At 44.8% G+C, this 16,708-nt stretch carries 8 protein-coding genes; 4 read left to right on the plus strand and 4 right to left on the minus strand.

The window, feature by feature from the left end:
* The first annotated feature begins 606 nt into the window (after positions 1 to 606).
* From SAPGRDRAFT_RS18015 to SAPGRDRAFT_RS18025, 3 genes are read left to right on the plus strand one after another with little or no spacing between them, the layout of a single operon-like run.
* Entirely contained in the window at positions 607 to 1,623 is a 1,017-nt protein-coding gene (locus SAPGRDRAFT_RS18015; RefSeq protein WP_002660845.1) for a helix-turn-helix transcriptional regulator, read from the plus strand.
* Between the two features lie 10 nt (positions 1,624 to 1,633).
* On the plus strand, positions 1,634 to 2,476 hold the full coding sequence (locus tag SAPGRDRAFT_RS18020) for a tetratricopeptide repeat protein (RefSeq protein WP_002660847.1): 843 nt from the start codon (positions 1,634 to 1,636) through the stop codon (positions 2,474 to 2,476).
* Between the two features lies 1 nt (position 2,477).
* The gene (locus tag SAPGRDRAFT_RS18025; protein WP_002660848.1) at positions 2,478 to 3,569 is read left to right on the plus strand and encodes a GNAT family N-acetyltransferase; all 1,092 of its coding nucleotides are present in this window, start codon (positions 2,478 to 2,480) and stop codon (positions 3,567 to 3,569) included.
* 366 nt (positions 3,570 to 3,935) lie between these two features.
* Here the strand turns inward: SAPGRDRAFT_RS18025 and SAPGRDRAFT_RS18030 are convergent, their stop codons facing one another.
* The 4 genes from SAPGRDRAFT_RS18030 to hemF all read right to left on the minus strand — a co-directional run bounded on the left by SAPGRDRAFT_RS18030 (position 3,936) and on the right by hemF (position 10,357).
* Positions 3,936 to 5,387 (minus strand): potassium/proton antiporter, encoded by a 1,452-nt coding sequence (locus tag SAPGRDRAFT_RS18030; protein ID WP_002660850.1) that lies wholly within the window; start codon positions 5,385 to 5,387, stop codon positions 3,936 to 3,938.
* Positions 5,388 to 6,417: 1,030 nt separating this feature from the next.
* Complete coding sequence (locus tag SAPGRDRAFT_RS18035) at positions 6,418 to 7,218, minus strand: HNH endonuclease (protein WP_002660852.1); 801 nt, start codon at positions 7,216 to 7,218, stop codon at positions 6,418 to 6,420.
* Positions 7,219 to 7,220: 2 nt separating this feature from the next.
* Positions 7,221 to 9,341, minus strand: coding sequence for a retron system putative HNH endonuclease (locus tag SAPGRDRAFT_RS18040; protein WP_002660854.1), 2,121 nt, complete (start codon positions 9,339 to 9,341; stop codon positions 7,221 to 7,223).
* 89 nt (positions 9,342 to 9,430) lie between these two features.
* Positions 9,431 to 10,357 (minus strand): oxygen-dependent coproporphyrinogen oxidase, encoded by a 927-nt coding sequence (gene hemF / locus SAPGRDRAFT_RS18045; RefSeq protein WP_002660855.1) that lies wholly within the window; start codon positions 10,355 to 10,357, stop codon positions 9,431 to 9,433.
* Positions 10,358 to 10,863: 506 nt separating this feature from the next.
* On the opposite strand from hemF, the gene SAPGRDRAFT_RS18055 reads away from it, so the two are divergent.
* Complete coding sequence (locus SAPGRDRAFT_RS18055; protein WP_002660857.1) at positions 10,864 to 16,386, plus strand: sacsin N-terminal ATP-binding-like domain-containing protein; 5,523 nt, start codon at positions 10,864 to 10,866, stop codon at positions 16,384 to 16,386.
* The last annotated feature ends 322 nt before the right edge of the window (positions 16,387 to 16,708 follow it).

Genomic DNA, 16,708 nt, shown 5'->3' on the forward strand with positions numbered 1-16,708 from the left:
GTTTGCTATAAATGATATGGGCCGATGGTTTCAACCATCGGCTCATATTTATTGTGTTTAGTATGGCCGCATTTGTTGCTGTAGGTTTCAACCTACAGGCCCATATTATACAGGACCCTAAGGCCTTGGCCCTAGGGTTCCTATGAAATTTATGGGGGAGAAAAACAACCCTTGTTCAAAGCGGTAGAGGATTTTAATCCTCTCCGCACTATAGATGTAGAATGGGGTTGTTGCATGGCTGCTGGTTTCAACCTGCAGCCACAGCTAGCAGGCGGCGAAGCCGCCGCAAAGGAGCGAAGCGACTGGCCTAGGGGCCTGAAAGGGGGCCGCGTAGCGGCAGACCAAGCCAGCTTGCTGGCGCAGGGCCGAGCAGACCTGCGAGCCCTGCAAGGGCCCGGCCGCCCTAGGCGGCAGGCCCCAAAAAAAAGAAAAATCGAACAATAAAAAAAGGGCCAAGATAACTTGAACCCTTGCTTAGGTTTGGGAAAGCCTTTTAGGGGAGGCTGCATGGCCCTGAAAAAGGCGCCGAGGGCAAAAGAAAGGCGGGGCTGTCCATCCTATCTGGAAACAATTTCTTATTTTGGACAGAAATCAAAAAAAAATGCCATGCCCACAAACAAAAATGCTTTATTGCGTTATCAAGTGTTGAATAATTGTTTTGGAAACCCCTACCGAAAGTATTTTATACAAGACCTTATTGCTGCGGTTAATGATGCCTTGGCCGATGAGGGCTGTAAGGTGGGGCGAAGTCAGATTTATAATGACATTAAGTACATGGAAAGCGAGTTGGGCTATCGGGCGCCAATCAAACGCCTGCGAGAGGGGCATAAGGTTTATATGCGCTATGATCCCATAGATTTCTCGATTCATAAAACGCCTTTGGGGCCCAAAGAAAATGCACAATTAGAAGATGCCCTGAATATTTTGGAGCGTTTGGAGAGCTTTCAGAGCTTCGATTGGTTGACAGAGCTCTTGCCCAAGATTAAGCAGAAACTAGGCTTTGCTCGCCCCGAACAAGCCTCCATCATCTTTTTTGATGAAAATAAAGACTATCAGGGGCTAGAGCATTTGCGTCCCTTGTTTACAGCAATAAAAGAAGAGCAGTGTTTGCGTATTGCCTACCAAAGTTTTCGGGAAGAATCGGGAAAAGAGGAGTTCAATTTTCATCCACAGGTACTCAAACAATACAATAAGCGCTGGTTTGTTTTTGGGCGAGATGAAGACCGAGATTTTGACTATCGCAATTTGGCTCTAGACCGCATCCATAAGTTAGAGGATAGCCTTTTGGCCTATAAAAAAGTGGAAATTGACTGGGAAAATGATTTCTTTAAGGACATCATTGGGGTGTCTAAGGATTGGGAGCAGCAAAAAGAAGTAATAGAAATTTGGGTGGCGGCCGAACAAGCGCCCTATACCGAAAGTAAACCCATTCATTCCTCTCAAAAACTGCTAGAGCGTAGAGAGGATGGCAGTATTGTGATTAGCCTAGAGCTGCGCCCCAATTATGAACTGCAACAACAACTGCTGATGGCGGCCGAAAAATATAAGGTCTTATCACCAGCCTCTTTACAAACTTTATTATACCATCGCCTCAAAAAGGCGGTAGAGCGTTACGAACCCTAAATCTAGTCCTATGCGATTCCTTAGCCTTTTATTTTTGCTTTTTGGCCTTGCCGCCTGCAATTTGGACCTCCCTTCTGCGGATGATCCTAGCTTTTCTAGCCTAGAGTATTTTTATCTGGCCCAAGAAAAACACAACCACGGAAAGTTTGATACGGCTTATGTACTATATACCGCAGCCATCGAAGCCATTCCGGAAGAACCCGAATTTTATTACGAAAGAGGACGCTTGCTCTATGATATGGACCGCTATAAAGAGGCCCTAGCCGATTATGCCCAAGCGATTAAGTTGGATGAAAGTCAGGCCAAATACTATCATGCACAAGCCGTTATTTATGCCGAAGAAGAGCAGTTTGATTTGGCCCTGCCCGCTTTGCGAACAGCCGTAGATATTAGTCCCGAAAATGCAAGCCTTCACTCGCTTTTAGGAGATATTCATTTGCAACAAGGCGATACCTTGGGCGCCCTAGATGATTATCAGGCCTTTTTGCGTTTGCAACCTCAACGGCCCGACTTTAGAGACAAGCTGGCCAGTATTTACTATAGCCTAGGCAATATGAAAAGAGCCCGAAAAGAGGCAGAGTTGGCCCTGCGCATGGATGATAAAAATGCAAATTATTATTATACTTATGCTCTTATTCTTAGCGAGCTTGGAGAAGACGCCCTAGCTTTGGACGGCTGCCGAAAAGCCCTAGAATTAGATCCCACCCAACGCGATTTCTATTATCTGGCCGCTGTCATGGCACTCAATATGGGCGAAAATGCCGAGGCTTGCGATTATCTGCAAAAAGCAGCCGAGGCCGGCGATGAGGATGCCGCCGAACTACAGGCAGAATACTGCGCTCAAAATTCTTAAGATGATTGTTTATCGTGCTATCCGACAGCGAGAAATGACCGACTTTTTGGCCCAGGACCCCAGTTTTGCTGGGGCTGGGCCTATTGCGATTAGCCAAATTCGTGGCGCTTCTCATGCCGCAAATCCCCAAGCTGAAGCCGAGGACGTTTTGCTCCTTTTGGCAGAGGAAGATGGACTGTTGGTCGGCTATTTGGGCGCCTTGCCCAACCGTTTGCAGGGAAAAGTAGGAGAGGAGCGCTTTGCTTGGTTGTCTTGCCTCTGGATTGACCCCAATATGCGGGGAAAAGGCTTGGCCAAATCGCTTTTGGAGCAGATGTATACCGCCTGGTCGGGCCGCCTGATGATTACGGAGTTTACTCCCGCCGCCAAGGGACTCTACGACAAAAGTGGCTATTTCCAAGATTTGGCCCAACCCAAGGGCCTCCGTCTTTATTTGTATAGCCCCTTAGCTAAGGTGCTGCCCAAAAAAGATCCCAAAAAATGGCGGCCCTATTTGCCCCTCTTCAATTTGTTGGAACAGCTGTCTTTTGCCCCCCAAAATATGCGCATGCTCTTTTTGGCCAAAGGAAAATACCGCTGCGAGTCCAACAGAAATTGGCGGCCCGAAGCCAATAACTTACTGCGCGAGCAAAAAGAGGGCTTTCTTCGGGGACCCAAAGATTTTGACTGGATATTAAATTATCCCTGGCTGCAAGAAGGTCCAGAAGATGAAGCGGCCAAACGCTATTATTTCTCCAGCAAAGCCAAAAGTCTGGACAATGGCTACCTCTATTTTTATGAGGGCCAAACCCTAAAAGCAGTCGTTTTGTATTTGTTGCGAGACGGCCATTTGCGCCTGCCTTATGTCTTTATGCCCCAGGCCGATGCCAGCGAGCTCGTTCGCGCACTACTGTTTTGGATGCGCCAAAAACGAGTCATTTATCTAACCACTTATCAAGAACAGCTGCTCAAGGCCCTGCAGGCCAAGAAATGGCCCTTTTTGGGCAGCCGCCCCCAAGCAAGACATTACATTATTGCGCATCCCTTGGCCAAAACCCTAGATGATCAGCCTTTTTCTATTCAGGATGGAGATGGCGATGCCGCTTTTACTTAATGATTGCATTTTTTAGTCCCTCAACTTTTTCTGGTCTAACTCAGGGTTTCCTCTCCTCCCTATAAAAGGATCTATCTTATTTTCTTTATCCATTGATTTTAAAGGGGATTTGGGGCCCGCGGCCGGCTAGCCGGCCGCCGCTATGCTTCGGGGCTCGCAGGTCTGCTCGGCCCTGCAGCCGCCTCTGGCGGCTTTGGTCTGGCCCTTCGGGCCACCCGCTCCGCAGCGCTGGGCCAAAGGGCTCTTGGCGCTAAAGGATAAATAAAACATTAGTCCCTCAACTTTTTCTGACCTATTTGGGCCAAAATAAATCTCAATAGAATTTTGCTAGGGTAGAGGGGCTGTTGAGAAAGCAGCAAAGCCGTTTTAGCCCAACTCCATTTGCAAACTGGCTAGATCTTCGGCTTTGCTGGCTAGCAATTGTAGGGTGTCGCCAGCTTCTATTTTAGTATGAGCGGTAGGGACCAAATATTGCTGTTTTCGGATAATTAGGACCACCATACAATCGGCAGGAAAGTGAATATCGGCCAACTTTTGATCAATTAAAGGACTTTCTGCAGAAATGTAGACCTCTGCAGTTTCTACCTTACTTTCTTCCTCTAGCGCCAAAGAACGAGCCTGCGTTAAAGCAGATACTTTGAGGTCTACCAAACCCAATAAACGGGCAAAAAAGGGAATGCTCGTGCCCTGCAATGTAATAGAAACTAAGGTGAGAAAAAAGACCAAATTGAAAATGAGATTAGAGGACTGAATGCCCATGACCATCGGAATGGTGGCAAAAACAATAGGAGCCGCCCCGCGAAGCCCCACCCAAGAAATAAACAATTTAGATTTAAAATCGAGTTTGGTCCAAGACAAACTGACAAAAATACTAATTGGCCGAGCAATGAACATTAGGAAAAAGGCCAAGGCTAAACCCATGGGCCAAACGGCCAAGAGTTGAGAAGGAAAAACTAAAAGGCCCAAACTCAAGAAGAGAATGATTTGCATCAACCAGGCAAAACCATCAAAAAATTGTCGAATACTCAGCTTCTGAGTCAATTGACTATTGGCCAAGAAAACAGCAGACACATAAACCGCCAAAAAACCATTACCAGACAAGAGCTCGCTACAAGCATAGGCCAAAAAACTAAGCGAAAGGGCCAAAACGGGATACAAGCCCTTAAAATCTAAGCGAATATTGTTAATTATCCATTTGCTCAACCTGCCCATAAGGTAACCAATTAAAACACCCACAACTAATTGCAAAAGTAGCTGTATTAGGGCCGGAGCCAAACTCATATCGCCTTTCAACACCGCTGCAGCAAGCAAACTAGTCAGAAAATAAGCAACAGGGTCATTACTCCCGCTCTCTAACTCCAAAATAGGCCGAATCCCATGCTTTAAATGAATATTGGTCGAACCCAAAATAGAAAAAACAGCCGCAGCATCAGTTGAGGATACAATAGCGCCCAATAAAAAAGCGTCCAACCAACTCCAATCAAAAAAATAATGAGCAAAAATTCCCACAGCCGCCGCCGTAATAAAAACGCCCAAGGTCGCTAAGGTCAATCCTTTGCCCAAAACCAAGCGAACAGCTCCCCAACGAGTATCTAAACCCCCCGAAAATAAAATGATGTTTAAGGCAATGATGCCTATAAATTGAGCCAACTGAGAATCATCAAAGTAAATGCCGCCAAATCCCTCAGAACCCGCTAACATACCCACCAATAAGAATAAAATTAAGGTGGGTAAACCTAAGCGAAAAGAGGTTTTCCCAGCCAAAACACTGAGCAACAATAAGAGCGCCCCAGAAAAAATAATGTGTACCGTATCCATCTTTAACTATTTAGGCCGCTATAATAGTTATTAAATAGAATAGTCATATCTATATAAGTTAATATTTGGATTACTTTAATAGTTTTTAGTCCCTCAACTTTTTCTGACTTAACTCAGGGTTTTCTCTCCTCCCTATAAAAGGATCTATCTTTTATTTTCTTTATCTATTGATTTTAAAGGGGATTTGGGGCCCGCGGCCGGCTAGCCGGCCGCCGCTATGCTTCGGGGCTCGCAGGTCTGCTCGGCCCTGCAGCCGCCTCTGGCGGCTTTGGTCTGGCCCTTCGGGCCACCCGCTCCGCAGCGCTGGGCCAAATGAGGCTTGGTGCTAAAGGATAAATAAAACATTAGTCCCTCAACTTTTTCTGGCTGCATGGGACCACTTTTAGGCCGTCAGATCGCTTAGGCAAATGAGGAGAAGTTTGCCTCCTTAGTTTAGGCTAAAAAATTAGGATTTGACCAATAATCGCCTAGGGACAAGCCCCTAGGCTAATCTAAATGCAGTCAGCCCTAAAGGGCCTCAAAAGTAGATCAACATTAAAATACTTATCGCAGAGAAGACGCCTAGCTAGGATGAACAAAATAAGTTTAAAACATTAGTCCCTCAACTTTTTCTGGTCTATTTGGACCAAAAAGGCAATACAAGCAGCCTTAGTCAAAATGGCTTTGTTTTACTGATTTATTGATCAGACAACCAAGGACTTAGCCGCTGAAATGTTTATAAATAATAAGTTTCCGCCTTTTTAGGCAAAACAATCCGCATTTGCATCTGCCTCCACCCAAAGCCCTAAACAATTTGTAAAGAAGGATTTAGGCTATTTTTTCTTTAAATTATTATTAGTCCCTCAACTTTTTCTGGCCTATTTAAAGAAAAATGATGTAAACGAAATTTTAAAATCAAAAATGAGCGTCGTATAAGGCGGGTAGCGTTATGCTAGATAGCTGGGAGAATATTGTTTGGTAGTGGGAGAGAGGGGGACAAAAAAAAAGCCCGAACTAAACTTTAGTTCGGGCTTTGGGGGCTGGTTTGCTTTTACATAGCTTCAATTAGATTTTCAATAACTTGACTAGCCATTAAGGAGAATTCACTTGAAGAGGCTAAATAAGTTTGTTGAATTTCAGACAGTTCAAAATCCTTGCTTAATTCTAGTTTGAGAGATAAAATTACTGCAGCTCTAGCATCAACAAGGCCTTCACGCCCTAGACCATAAATATCTATTGTTGCTTGAGCTTTCCTTAAATCTTCAGGGCTAAGTCCTAAAGAAGGTTTAACTGTTCCATCTTCTTTAAAAGATAGGAATTTTCCAAAGTCAATGTTTTTTGTAGGATTAAGTAGAAGAGGTTCTTCATCGACTTCAGCTCCTTGACCAGCGCTTCTAAGTCCTCTAGTACTTTCTTCCACTAGAGGAAACCAAGATCCTTTCCCTGTGCCTGACTTGTTACACCCTGGACAACTTGGTAATAAATTATCCCAATCACAGGCTAACCAATAGTAACCCGTATCTGGAATAACCGTGTTGCTGAGTTTATTTTGAGCTCTGTCTTTACTTGCATCCCATGTTTTTAGAGGACCTTTGGGTCTAAAATGTTCAATTTCAATGTCATTTGTCCTCATTACCGTTTCACAATAAGCGCATTTTGAGTAGTAAACATCATTCTCTCTATAACTTCTAAACCCTTTACGTAATGCATTTGCGTATCCTCTATAAACAAATTTATACTTTCTTGTGTCTAGAATAGTTTTAAGTACTTTTAGTTCATTAAACAGCTTTTTTTTATAGCGATCAGATGCGTAAAACTTAGGCTTATTCTTCCCTTTATCTATAAAAATCATGTCTATTTGTCTTTGATGATTTGTTTTAATAGTGCTTTTAATTTAGCCTTTTTTGCGGCACGTTCTTCTGGGTTTGCAGTTCTTTTTTGCTCCTCTAAGTAGTCATCTATAGCTTCTAGCATTAAACGCTCTCGCTGATTTCGTCCAAGGAAATTATATGCTTTAAGTTCTTTTTCAAGAGTTGCTAATTCATGAAAATCATCGCTTCCTTCATATAAGTTTCGACTTTTTAAATAGTAAAAACGCCTCATTTTTTCCTCCATTCCATCGGCTCTAGTAGATAGTAAACCGAAAAACGCTGAAGTTAAAATGTCTTGAACACTGAGTCCTTCATGATCCGGTAAGCTTTCTTTTCCTAAAATAATGGTTTCAGAATTTTGAGCATCAGAATTTTTGGGCTTAATATATTCTACTACATTAACTTCCCCATAGTAAGAGTTGAGAATGCAGAGAGGATCATGTGTAGACGAAATAAATTGCATTTTGGGAAAAACTTTTCTTAAAGTTTTCATTACCTCAATTTTCCATCTAGGATGTAAGTGATTTTCTATTTCATCAATCATTACAACTCCCTTCATTTTATCTGTACTAAGGTAGGCTCCTTTTTCAAATCCTTGTTTCTCCAAATCTAGCTCAAAAACTTCTAAGGTGGTTTTTAGGATATCACAGATCAAAACAATAATTACTCTATAGCCAGAACTGAGTGTTTCGTATCTGATTTCTTCTCCTGATTCTTTTACTAAGAAAATTTGGCCTTTTTCTCTCTTAAAGCTGTCTTCAAAAGACAAAGATAATGCGGGCTTTAATATCTTTTCTGAAACGATATTGAAATCAACATCCCCCAAATTCAATAAAAACTTCTTGGCGTTGGATAGCCCGAAATAAGGGTCGAAAAGGCCCTGAATATTGACACCTTCTTTAATATTAAAAGCAAATTTCGATTCATGTGCTCTTCTAGCTAAACGAACAGCTCCATAAGCTAAAAGAACAGAAGGAGCTTTCTGTCTATCTACGAACTCAAAACGAAATCCTTTTCCTCGCTCAAAATGAAGCGTTATACTTCCTCCCTGCTCAAAATAAACTTTGACGAATCCTTTTTTGGGAGCACCATCTTTTCGCAAAATATCATCAACCGTAATTCCTGTTTTGCTCAAAACTTTTTCCTCCCCGAGCAAGCAAACGGTTAAAGCTTGTAGAATTGAGCTTTTTCCCGCACCATTTTCTCCAAGAAGAAAAAGGATTGGCATTTCTACTCGCTCATTTTCTTCTTCATATAAAGGATTGAAGTTAATACTAGTCTCTCTTATGCTTTTAAAGTTCTGAATTTCTACTTTAGAAATAACCTCATTCCATATCGTTTCGCTCTTGATTTTTACTTTAGAAATAACCTCATTCCATATCGTTTCGCTCTTGATTTTTACTTTAGAAATAACCTCATTCCATATCGTTTCACTCTTGAGTTGTTTCCTCTCGTTAATCAAGCTGGGGCCGTCAAGTACAATATTACTATTTTTTATTCTCATTAAAAAAAGAGCTATTCCTGAAAAGGGAGATTCTTTTAACTTTTTTGTTATTTTTTTAAGGGAATTGTTATGGGTGTATAGGATTTTTACATAGCTGCCCATAGCAACTTCTCTTATATTTACTAAGTTTTTCCTATTGAGTTGCAAAACCTCTATTGTAATTCTTCCTTTCTCTGTAATTCCAAAAATAAGCCCATCTCTTGTGTAGGCAAAATGATCTTCGGGATTGTCTTTACAGGGGTCTACTAATAATGCTTCGCGGTTCTCATCTAGAGGAAATTCAGCAGACTTCATGCTTCCACAAATATTACAGGCTAATAAGAGATTGTCCCAACTCAAAGTCAATGAGGGGTAGAGGCTTCGAGGCTTAAAATGTTCTATATGAAAGTTATTATTTTCACCTACCGGGGATTCACAGTATGCACATTTTCTATTGAAGCGTTTTAAAAGTACATGTTTTAATTGCGGACGCAAATGATAATCGTTCCTCCATACTCTCCTAAAATCGTAACTTGATTCTCCTCTGAGAGAACTTTCCTTAGAAATAGTATCATATTTTACAAAAAAATCAGGTACTGGTCCGCGATCAACTTTTATCATAGCTTAAGGTTTTTAGATAAATTCAAACTAAAATAACAAAAAAAAGCCCAGCCGACAACTCAACTGGGCGTTTCCTCTTCTCCAAACTCCTACACCTCCAAAGCGGCCAACCAATCAATCCCCTTGACCAAATAGCCCAAGGTTTGCGCTTCTGCGCTGCCGGCCTCCGGCTGATGATCATAGGCCCAACCCGCAGTGGGCGGCATACTCATCAAGATAGATTCTGTGCGGCCATTGGTTTGCAAACCGAACTTGGTGCCACGGTCCAATACCAAATTAAACTCTACATAACGGCCACGGCGAAGCGCCTGCCAATCCAACTCTTTCTGACCATAAGACATCTCTTTGGTGGCAGCCACCTGCTCGGCATAAGCAGGCACAAAAGCTTTGCCCACCGCAATGATAAAATCCAATAATTCTTCCTTAGACAACTCTTCTTCCAGACCTAAACGATCGAAGAAAATGCCACCAATGCCTCGCATTTCTCCACGATGAGGCAAATAGAAATACTCATCGCACCAAGGCTTGAAACGCTCGTAAAAACTAGGGTGAAACTCATCGCAAACGGCTTTCATCCGCTGATGAAATTGCTGGGCCAATTCCGGAAATACATAATGTGGCGTCAAGTCAATTCCCCCGCCAAACCACCAAGTTCCATCGCTCAATTCAAAATAACGAACGTTCATATGCGTAATGGGCACATAAGGACTCTCCGGATGCAAAACAATAGATACTCCAGAAGCAAAAAAGCGCAAACTTTTCTCTCCTTTGGCCTCAATTTTCAAGGTTTTAAGCAAAGCATCTGGCGCCTCTCCCTCTACGGCAGAAAAATTTACGCCGCCCTTAACCAATACATTTCCATCGCCAATTAGGCGGGTGCGGCCACCGCCACCCGCAGGGCGCTCCCACAAATCCTCCTGAAATTTTCCTTTGCCATCCATGGCCTCTAGGCCCGCACAAATATGGTCCTGCAAATCTTGCAAAGCCGTCTGAATCTTTTGTTGATCGTTTTTCATTTCGCTATATTTTTATGCCCGAAGGCGAGTTTAGTTCTAATTTTTTGGGGCCTCCTGCCTATGGCAGGCGCTACGTTTCGGGGCTCGCAGGTCTGCTCGGCCCTGCGGCCTGACGGCCTTGGTCTGCGGCTTTGCCGCCCCCCTTCACATCGCTAGGCCTTAAAACGAGCGCAGCGAGCTGCGCTGAGCAGGCGGCAAAGCCGCCGCAGGCTTAGGGATGGACAGCAGTGGCCCAAAGGGCCAGACCGAGGCGCTTGCGCCGAAGGGCCGAGCGAATAGCGAGCTGCGAAACAGCCCGACCCGAAGCGCCTTTGGCGTGAAGGGGAAGCCCCAAATCCAATGCCCCAAAGATAAAACAAATTTTAGGGTTCCCTATAGGATACAGATATTTAGAATGAGGCTAATTAGGGCCAAAAAGGTCATAAAATGGTCAAAAAACAAGGGGCGCAGCACTTGAAGAAGAGTAGAAAATACCTTAAACTTGCCAACACACAAAAAAACAAAGCATGCGCAGAAAAAACGTCCAAGCCTTTCGCACAGATTGGCGCAAAGCCGAAGGCTATGATATGCAAGCCTGGGATGAAAATTTTATCGGTAGTGTCCATGAGGGCCAGCAATTCGGTTTTTACCGAATGGTCAACGGAATTGTGGATAATATTAAGGCCGATTTGAGTCCCAAACTCCAAAATGCACAGGATGAACAAGCCATTTATGAGTTTTTGCAAAATGCAGCCGATAGCCAAGCAAGCGATTGTGCCGTCATTTATGATGAGCAGTATTTTATGGTGCTCAACAATGGGCGGGCGTTTACCGATAAGGACCTCAAGGCCCTGCTCAACTCTTTTCAAGGGACCAAAGCCGATAAAAGTAAGGCCGAAAACTGTGGCAAAATTGGCCGCTATGGCATTGGCTTTAAGTTGGCCTATCGCCTAATGGGCAAATCTGATGGCGCCGAGGAACTATTGAATGATTTGGCCGGGCCACTCCTTTTTAGTTGGCAAAATGCTAGCGAATTTGAGGAGCTGATGGCCTATCAAAAAGGAGGCTATCAAAGCAACACAGAAACTGCAGCCGATTTGCCTTGGCTGCTCAAGATTATCTTGGCTTGTTTTCCCACGGGCCTAGAGGAAGAAGTAAAAGATTTAAATTATCAGCAAAAAACGCTCTTTAAGGAAGCGGAATTGCTGGAATTACAAGCCTTTTTGCAGCGCAATCAGGAGCAACTATCAGCTTTGGACCTCTCTCAGGGCTCGCTCTTCTTCCTAAAGTTTGGACCCAAAAAGCATGAAAAGCTAAAAACCTCTTTGCTCAATATCCAATCGGGCATTGGCTATGCCATGAATACCCTCAAAACCCTAAATAAGGTGGTTTTGCAGGACAAAGTGATTGAGCGCCAAGGTCTGCGCTTTGAACAATTTACCGTTTTGCCCAAAACCGCCGATTTTGAGCGAATTGATCCCGAATTTGCCTTTTGTCCCATCGAAATCGCCCTGGGTTTTCCAGATGATACCCTAGAGGCCAAGCGGATGAAGCAAAGTCCCTCCCTCTATCAGTTTTTTCCTATGCGCAATGAGCGGCATAATTTGGCCTATCTCATTCATGCTAGCTCTTTTGCTAAAATTACCGACCGTACCCGCCTAGATGACCAAGGCGAGGCCAATATTGAGACCTTTAAATATATTGCTAAGGCCTTGCAGAAAAGCCTAAATAGCAAAAGAAACAAAGATTTTGAGCACTTCTTGAGCATCTATAAATCACTGCTCCTTTCTGACCCTTCTGAGGAATATGATGCGGAATTGCTCAATCAGTATTTATATCGCCCAAACCTCAAGTACATTCAGCAATCTATTCCCAGCAATAAGCGCAACTTTTATCCCAAGGACCTAGTCGTTATTAAAAAGACGGCCCTCCCCATTGATCCCATGCAATTGGGCATTGGCAAAGAATGGTTTTATTGGACCGAAGACGAGCATCTGCAAAGAGAGGCCGCCAACTCGGCCAAATTGGACCTCAAAAGTTGGGGCCTCAAAGAATTGCTATTGCAAGGTACTCCCGCCCTTATCAATAGCTGGATCGAAAGCCTAGACGAGGAAGATTATGCGGCTTTTGTGGCCGAATTGCGCCAAATTGATTTTGATGAAGACTTTTTGGCCCAATTCCAATATATCAACTGCTTCCGCTTTAGCCAACAAGGCGGCGGCGAGGAATACCTTTCTATCTTAGATCTCAAGGAAGAAGAGCAAATCTTTTTGATGAATGCCCAAACCCTGCCTTATAAGGAAGAAATTAAGGCGCTGGGTTTCTCGGTCCTCTCTTTTGATATTCAGGATTATGCCGCCATTTTGGAGCAGCTGCAAAAGGAATTGGATTACCTCAGCCAACCCAAGGCGCTTTTCCAGAAAATTGCCGAGCGGGCCGCAGTCTCTACGCTTTCGGCAGCACAGAAAAACCGCCTATTTGCTTTTCTCAGTAGTTTGGGCCAAATCAACGCAACAGATTTGCGTTCCATTCCCCTTTTTGCCAATCACTATCAACAACAATTGCCTTTAGCGGCTATTTTGCCTTTGGGCCAAGCGCCCAATAGCTATTTAGAGGGCTTTGAGGTCTTGGAATTAGAAGACAATAGCCAATTGGCCGATTATTATTGCTCTTCAGAGGGTCCAGAGCTTTATCAAAATATCATTTGGGCCTATTGGGAGCAATTGACGGAGCACCCCAGCCTAATGCAGATCGATCAGGTGCAGGCACTTTATGAGCAAAGTATTGCCCTATACAAGCAAGCTAGCTCCCTGCCTGATTTGGCCGAGAAAAAACTCGTTTTTGTTTCTGCCGCAGAGGGTTTTCTTCCCGCCGAAAAAGTCTTTTATCACAATAGCCTTTTAGCAGTTTCCCCTAGGCAATATGCCGCTTTGCGCACAGCGGTGCGCAAACTCATGGGCCTAGAACTGCCCGATCCCGCTATTCTAGATTATCTCAATCAGGGGCCCTTTAAGATTCGAGCCAGCTCTAGCCATAAAGATTGGCGACAAGCCTCTAGGGCCATTTTGGAGCAGGCCGAAAGCCAGCCGCTTAGTCCCAAGGAAAAACAAGCCGTTTATCCTATCCTCAATGCGGCCCTACATAGCCTAGAGCTCAAAAAGCTTTGCTTGTTTGAGAATCAATTGGACCAAAGACGGCCCTTGCAAGAGCTATTGAGCAGCGAAGAGCAGTTTGAGCCCTTTTTGCTGCCCTACCAAATTAAGGAGGAGGAATATATGGAGGACTTGGCCCTGCTCCTCTGTGCAGAAAAGGACCTCTTTAATAAAATTATTCATAGAAACTGGAGCGAGCTCATTGAGCAAGAAGCCGTTTTGGATGCTCCAGAGGCTTTCTATGAGATGATTAGCAAGTATAGCGAGCTGGCCAATTCGGTTAAACCGCTCATTGGCGAAAAATATGTCTTCCTCTCTAAAGAAGAAGGCTTTATTGGCGAAGGCATTTTTTATCATCAGGCTATGGAGCAAGTAGAGGACTATCCCGCTTTGGTCCGTGCCCTAGAAAGCTTAACGCCTTACCGCTGCCCCAATAAATTAGTCTTGCCCTATCTCAACCAAAGGGCCCTAAAAACTCGAGATGCCGTTTTGGGCCGTTTGCTACATCTGGAGCCGCAGCAATTGGACAAAGATGCCGTTTTGGCCCTACAAGAGTTTTTGAGCTTGGCCAAAACGCCCCTCTTTAAGTTTATGTATGTAACCACTGGAGAAGGTCGCCTCTATGAGCTAGGCCGTAGAGCTAAAAATACCCCCTACTATCTCGATAAATCAGCCCAGAAAATGGCCGCTGTCATTAAGGAGAATTTTGGCGAAAGCTATAAGCTGTTTCCCTATAGCCTGTATAAGGAAGGCCTAAACTATGATGATTTACTCCTCGGTCCAAAATTATATAAAGAACTCTCTCGCCATAAAAATGCCAGTCCAGAGCTACTCTCTGCTATGATTGTAGAATCGGGAAATGCGGCCCTGCAAGAACAGGTCTTTTCTAAGATTGAACGGATTGTCCTAAAGGAAGATCGCATTTATGATAAGGAGAGCTTTGAGCATCAAGCTTTGCAGATTTTCAGAAACAAAGATGCCGAACATGCCAAAATCCGTGCTAAGGTCTTTGTAGAGGCCATTGAGGGCGGTCTGATGAAGCTAAGCAGCATCTCTTTTGCCCCGCAAACTACCGTCAGTATCGAGCGAGATGGTAAATATCAATTGGATGTGGCGGCCATTTCGCCTAAGCATAAAAAATGGCAGGCCCTAACCAATAAGCTGATGGAGCAGCTGGTGGATTATGAAGCACCCAATAGCCTGCGCCGCCGCTGCTTTGAACTAGAGGAGTTGAGCCTAGAGCAGCTTTATGATTTGCTCAAAGGCGATAGAGTGGAATTGCAAAATGCCCAACAATTGGCTGTGGTGCTCTTACAGATCAAACGCAAGGAACGCCCCATTTTGGCCCGCAATTTCTGGGTCCAATTGGCCAATGGAGAATGGCTGCCCCTAGAAAGCCTAGAGGCCTTCTATTTCAATGCCCCCGATTATATCCACCCTCAGGCCTGTCTGAATAAAGAACGCTATGCCAATTTGCCCGAAATCCTTCGGATGGATCCAGAGAGTAGTAGCCGCAAAGCTTTTGAGTTCGCTGGCCAATATATCGCTTTTCAGCCTTATCTGGAACGCAACCGCTTTTTTGCCGCCCCCCTACGCGCTTTGCAGGAGAACGAACCTAAGGCCGCACTCTTCCGCCGCTTGCTAGAGGCGGTTTATCCGCTTTGGGCCGAGCAAGGAGATCCGAAGCAGTCTATAGAGATTTATTTTGGCCAAAAGCAGCAGCTAGGCGAAAAAATGGACCTCTCCGCCTATCTCTTTAGTCCAGAATATGCCCTGCAGGAAGAACAATTACCCCCGCTTTTACAACAGTATTTGGGCGAGGATGCCGACTCTATTTCCTATGATAGCGATGCCGATTTGCCGCTTAATCGCCTGAGCTTTATGCTGGCCCTCGGCCTACAAGGTCCACAATCTGCCGTAGTGAATCTGCGCCGCTATTTGGCCCAAGGCCAAGGCGAAACCAGCTCTCAAAAACAAATCAATGAGGTCCAAAATAGCTATGCTCCGCTCTTGCCCCAAACGGTTCGCTTTTTGGCCCAGAAAGAGCTGCTTTTTTCTTCTCAGGATGAACGCATTTTCTGGTTGCGAAAGCTCTACAATAGCTTGTCTGAATCGCAAATGAAGGGCTTGGCCCTCCCTTATATCCAATCTGCAGAAATGGGCGAAGAGGGAGCCGTTTTGCAATATGCCTTGGGCCAAACAGAAGACTGGACCTATTGCTATACGCCCAGTAGCGAGCTTAGCGAGTTTGTAGAAAAATACGAGCTGCCTCTAGCTAAACTACTCGGCCTTTTGGCCCAAACCAACAAACGCTTGTTCGATAAAACCCTCAAGTATTATCCGCTCTTTCAAGCCGATAGCCGAGAGGAGCTGGACCGAGAGCGTTTGGAGGAAACTGCCCAAGAATGGGCCGCCCCCCACTACCTCAAATGGAAAGAAGAGTTTAAGCAAACTATCTTTTTATTGCAGGGCGCTATTCCTTATACCGTCTATTTCCAAAATGAGATGGTCAAGATTGTCCACCAAGGCGATGCCGTTTTCATTGATGGGGAAATTTATCTCAATAGCCAGGCGGACAACCTGGAAGAGGCGCTTTTTGCCATTGCTGGCCGCCAAACGGTTTCCGAAATGGCCCTTTTGCAGCTGTTGCGCTACAAAAACGAACTGAACAAAAAAGAAGAAGTGCAGGCGGTCCGCAGCCAAACGGTCCGAGAACTCAAAGCTCTGGAAGAGGCCGCTATCCAATCCCCAAAATTGGAGCAATTGCAGGCCATCAAGAGCAGCGAGAAGGAGGCCCAATTGTCCCTATCCTTCAACCTACAAGATCTACCCGAAGAGCTCCTCAGCCAATTGCTTAGTTTGGCCCAAAATAGCCAACTCAAAGTGAAGGAGGATTAAATAAAGGAGTTCTTTTATACTGCCCAATAGCGAAGCTGGTCAAGGACTGGTTTCGCTATTTTTTTGTTTTGGGGCTGCCCCGCCCATCGAGTTGAAACCCAGCACAAAGCGCTAGCGCTTTGCGAAGCGATACAAAATGAGGGTTACCCCCCTCATGAATTATTGGTCGGGTCGGGCTGTGTCGCAGCTCGCAGGTCTGCTCGGCCCTGCAGCGGCGAAGCCGCTTTGGTCTGCCGCCTTCGGCGGCCCTGCTATCCATCCCTCAGCCGCTCCTCTTGGGTTTTTCAGGCTCGGGGGCTCGGCTCTGGCCCTAAAACTACAT

Origin of the sequence: Saprospira grandis DSM 2844 (genome assembly GCF_000275825.1) — a bacterium.
Taxonomy (GTDB): Bacteria; Bacteroidota; Bacteroidia; order Chitinophagales; family Saprospiraceae; genus Saprospira; species Saprospira grandis_A.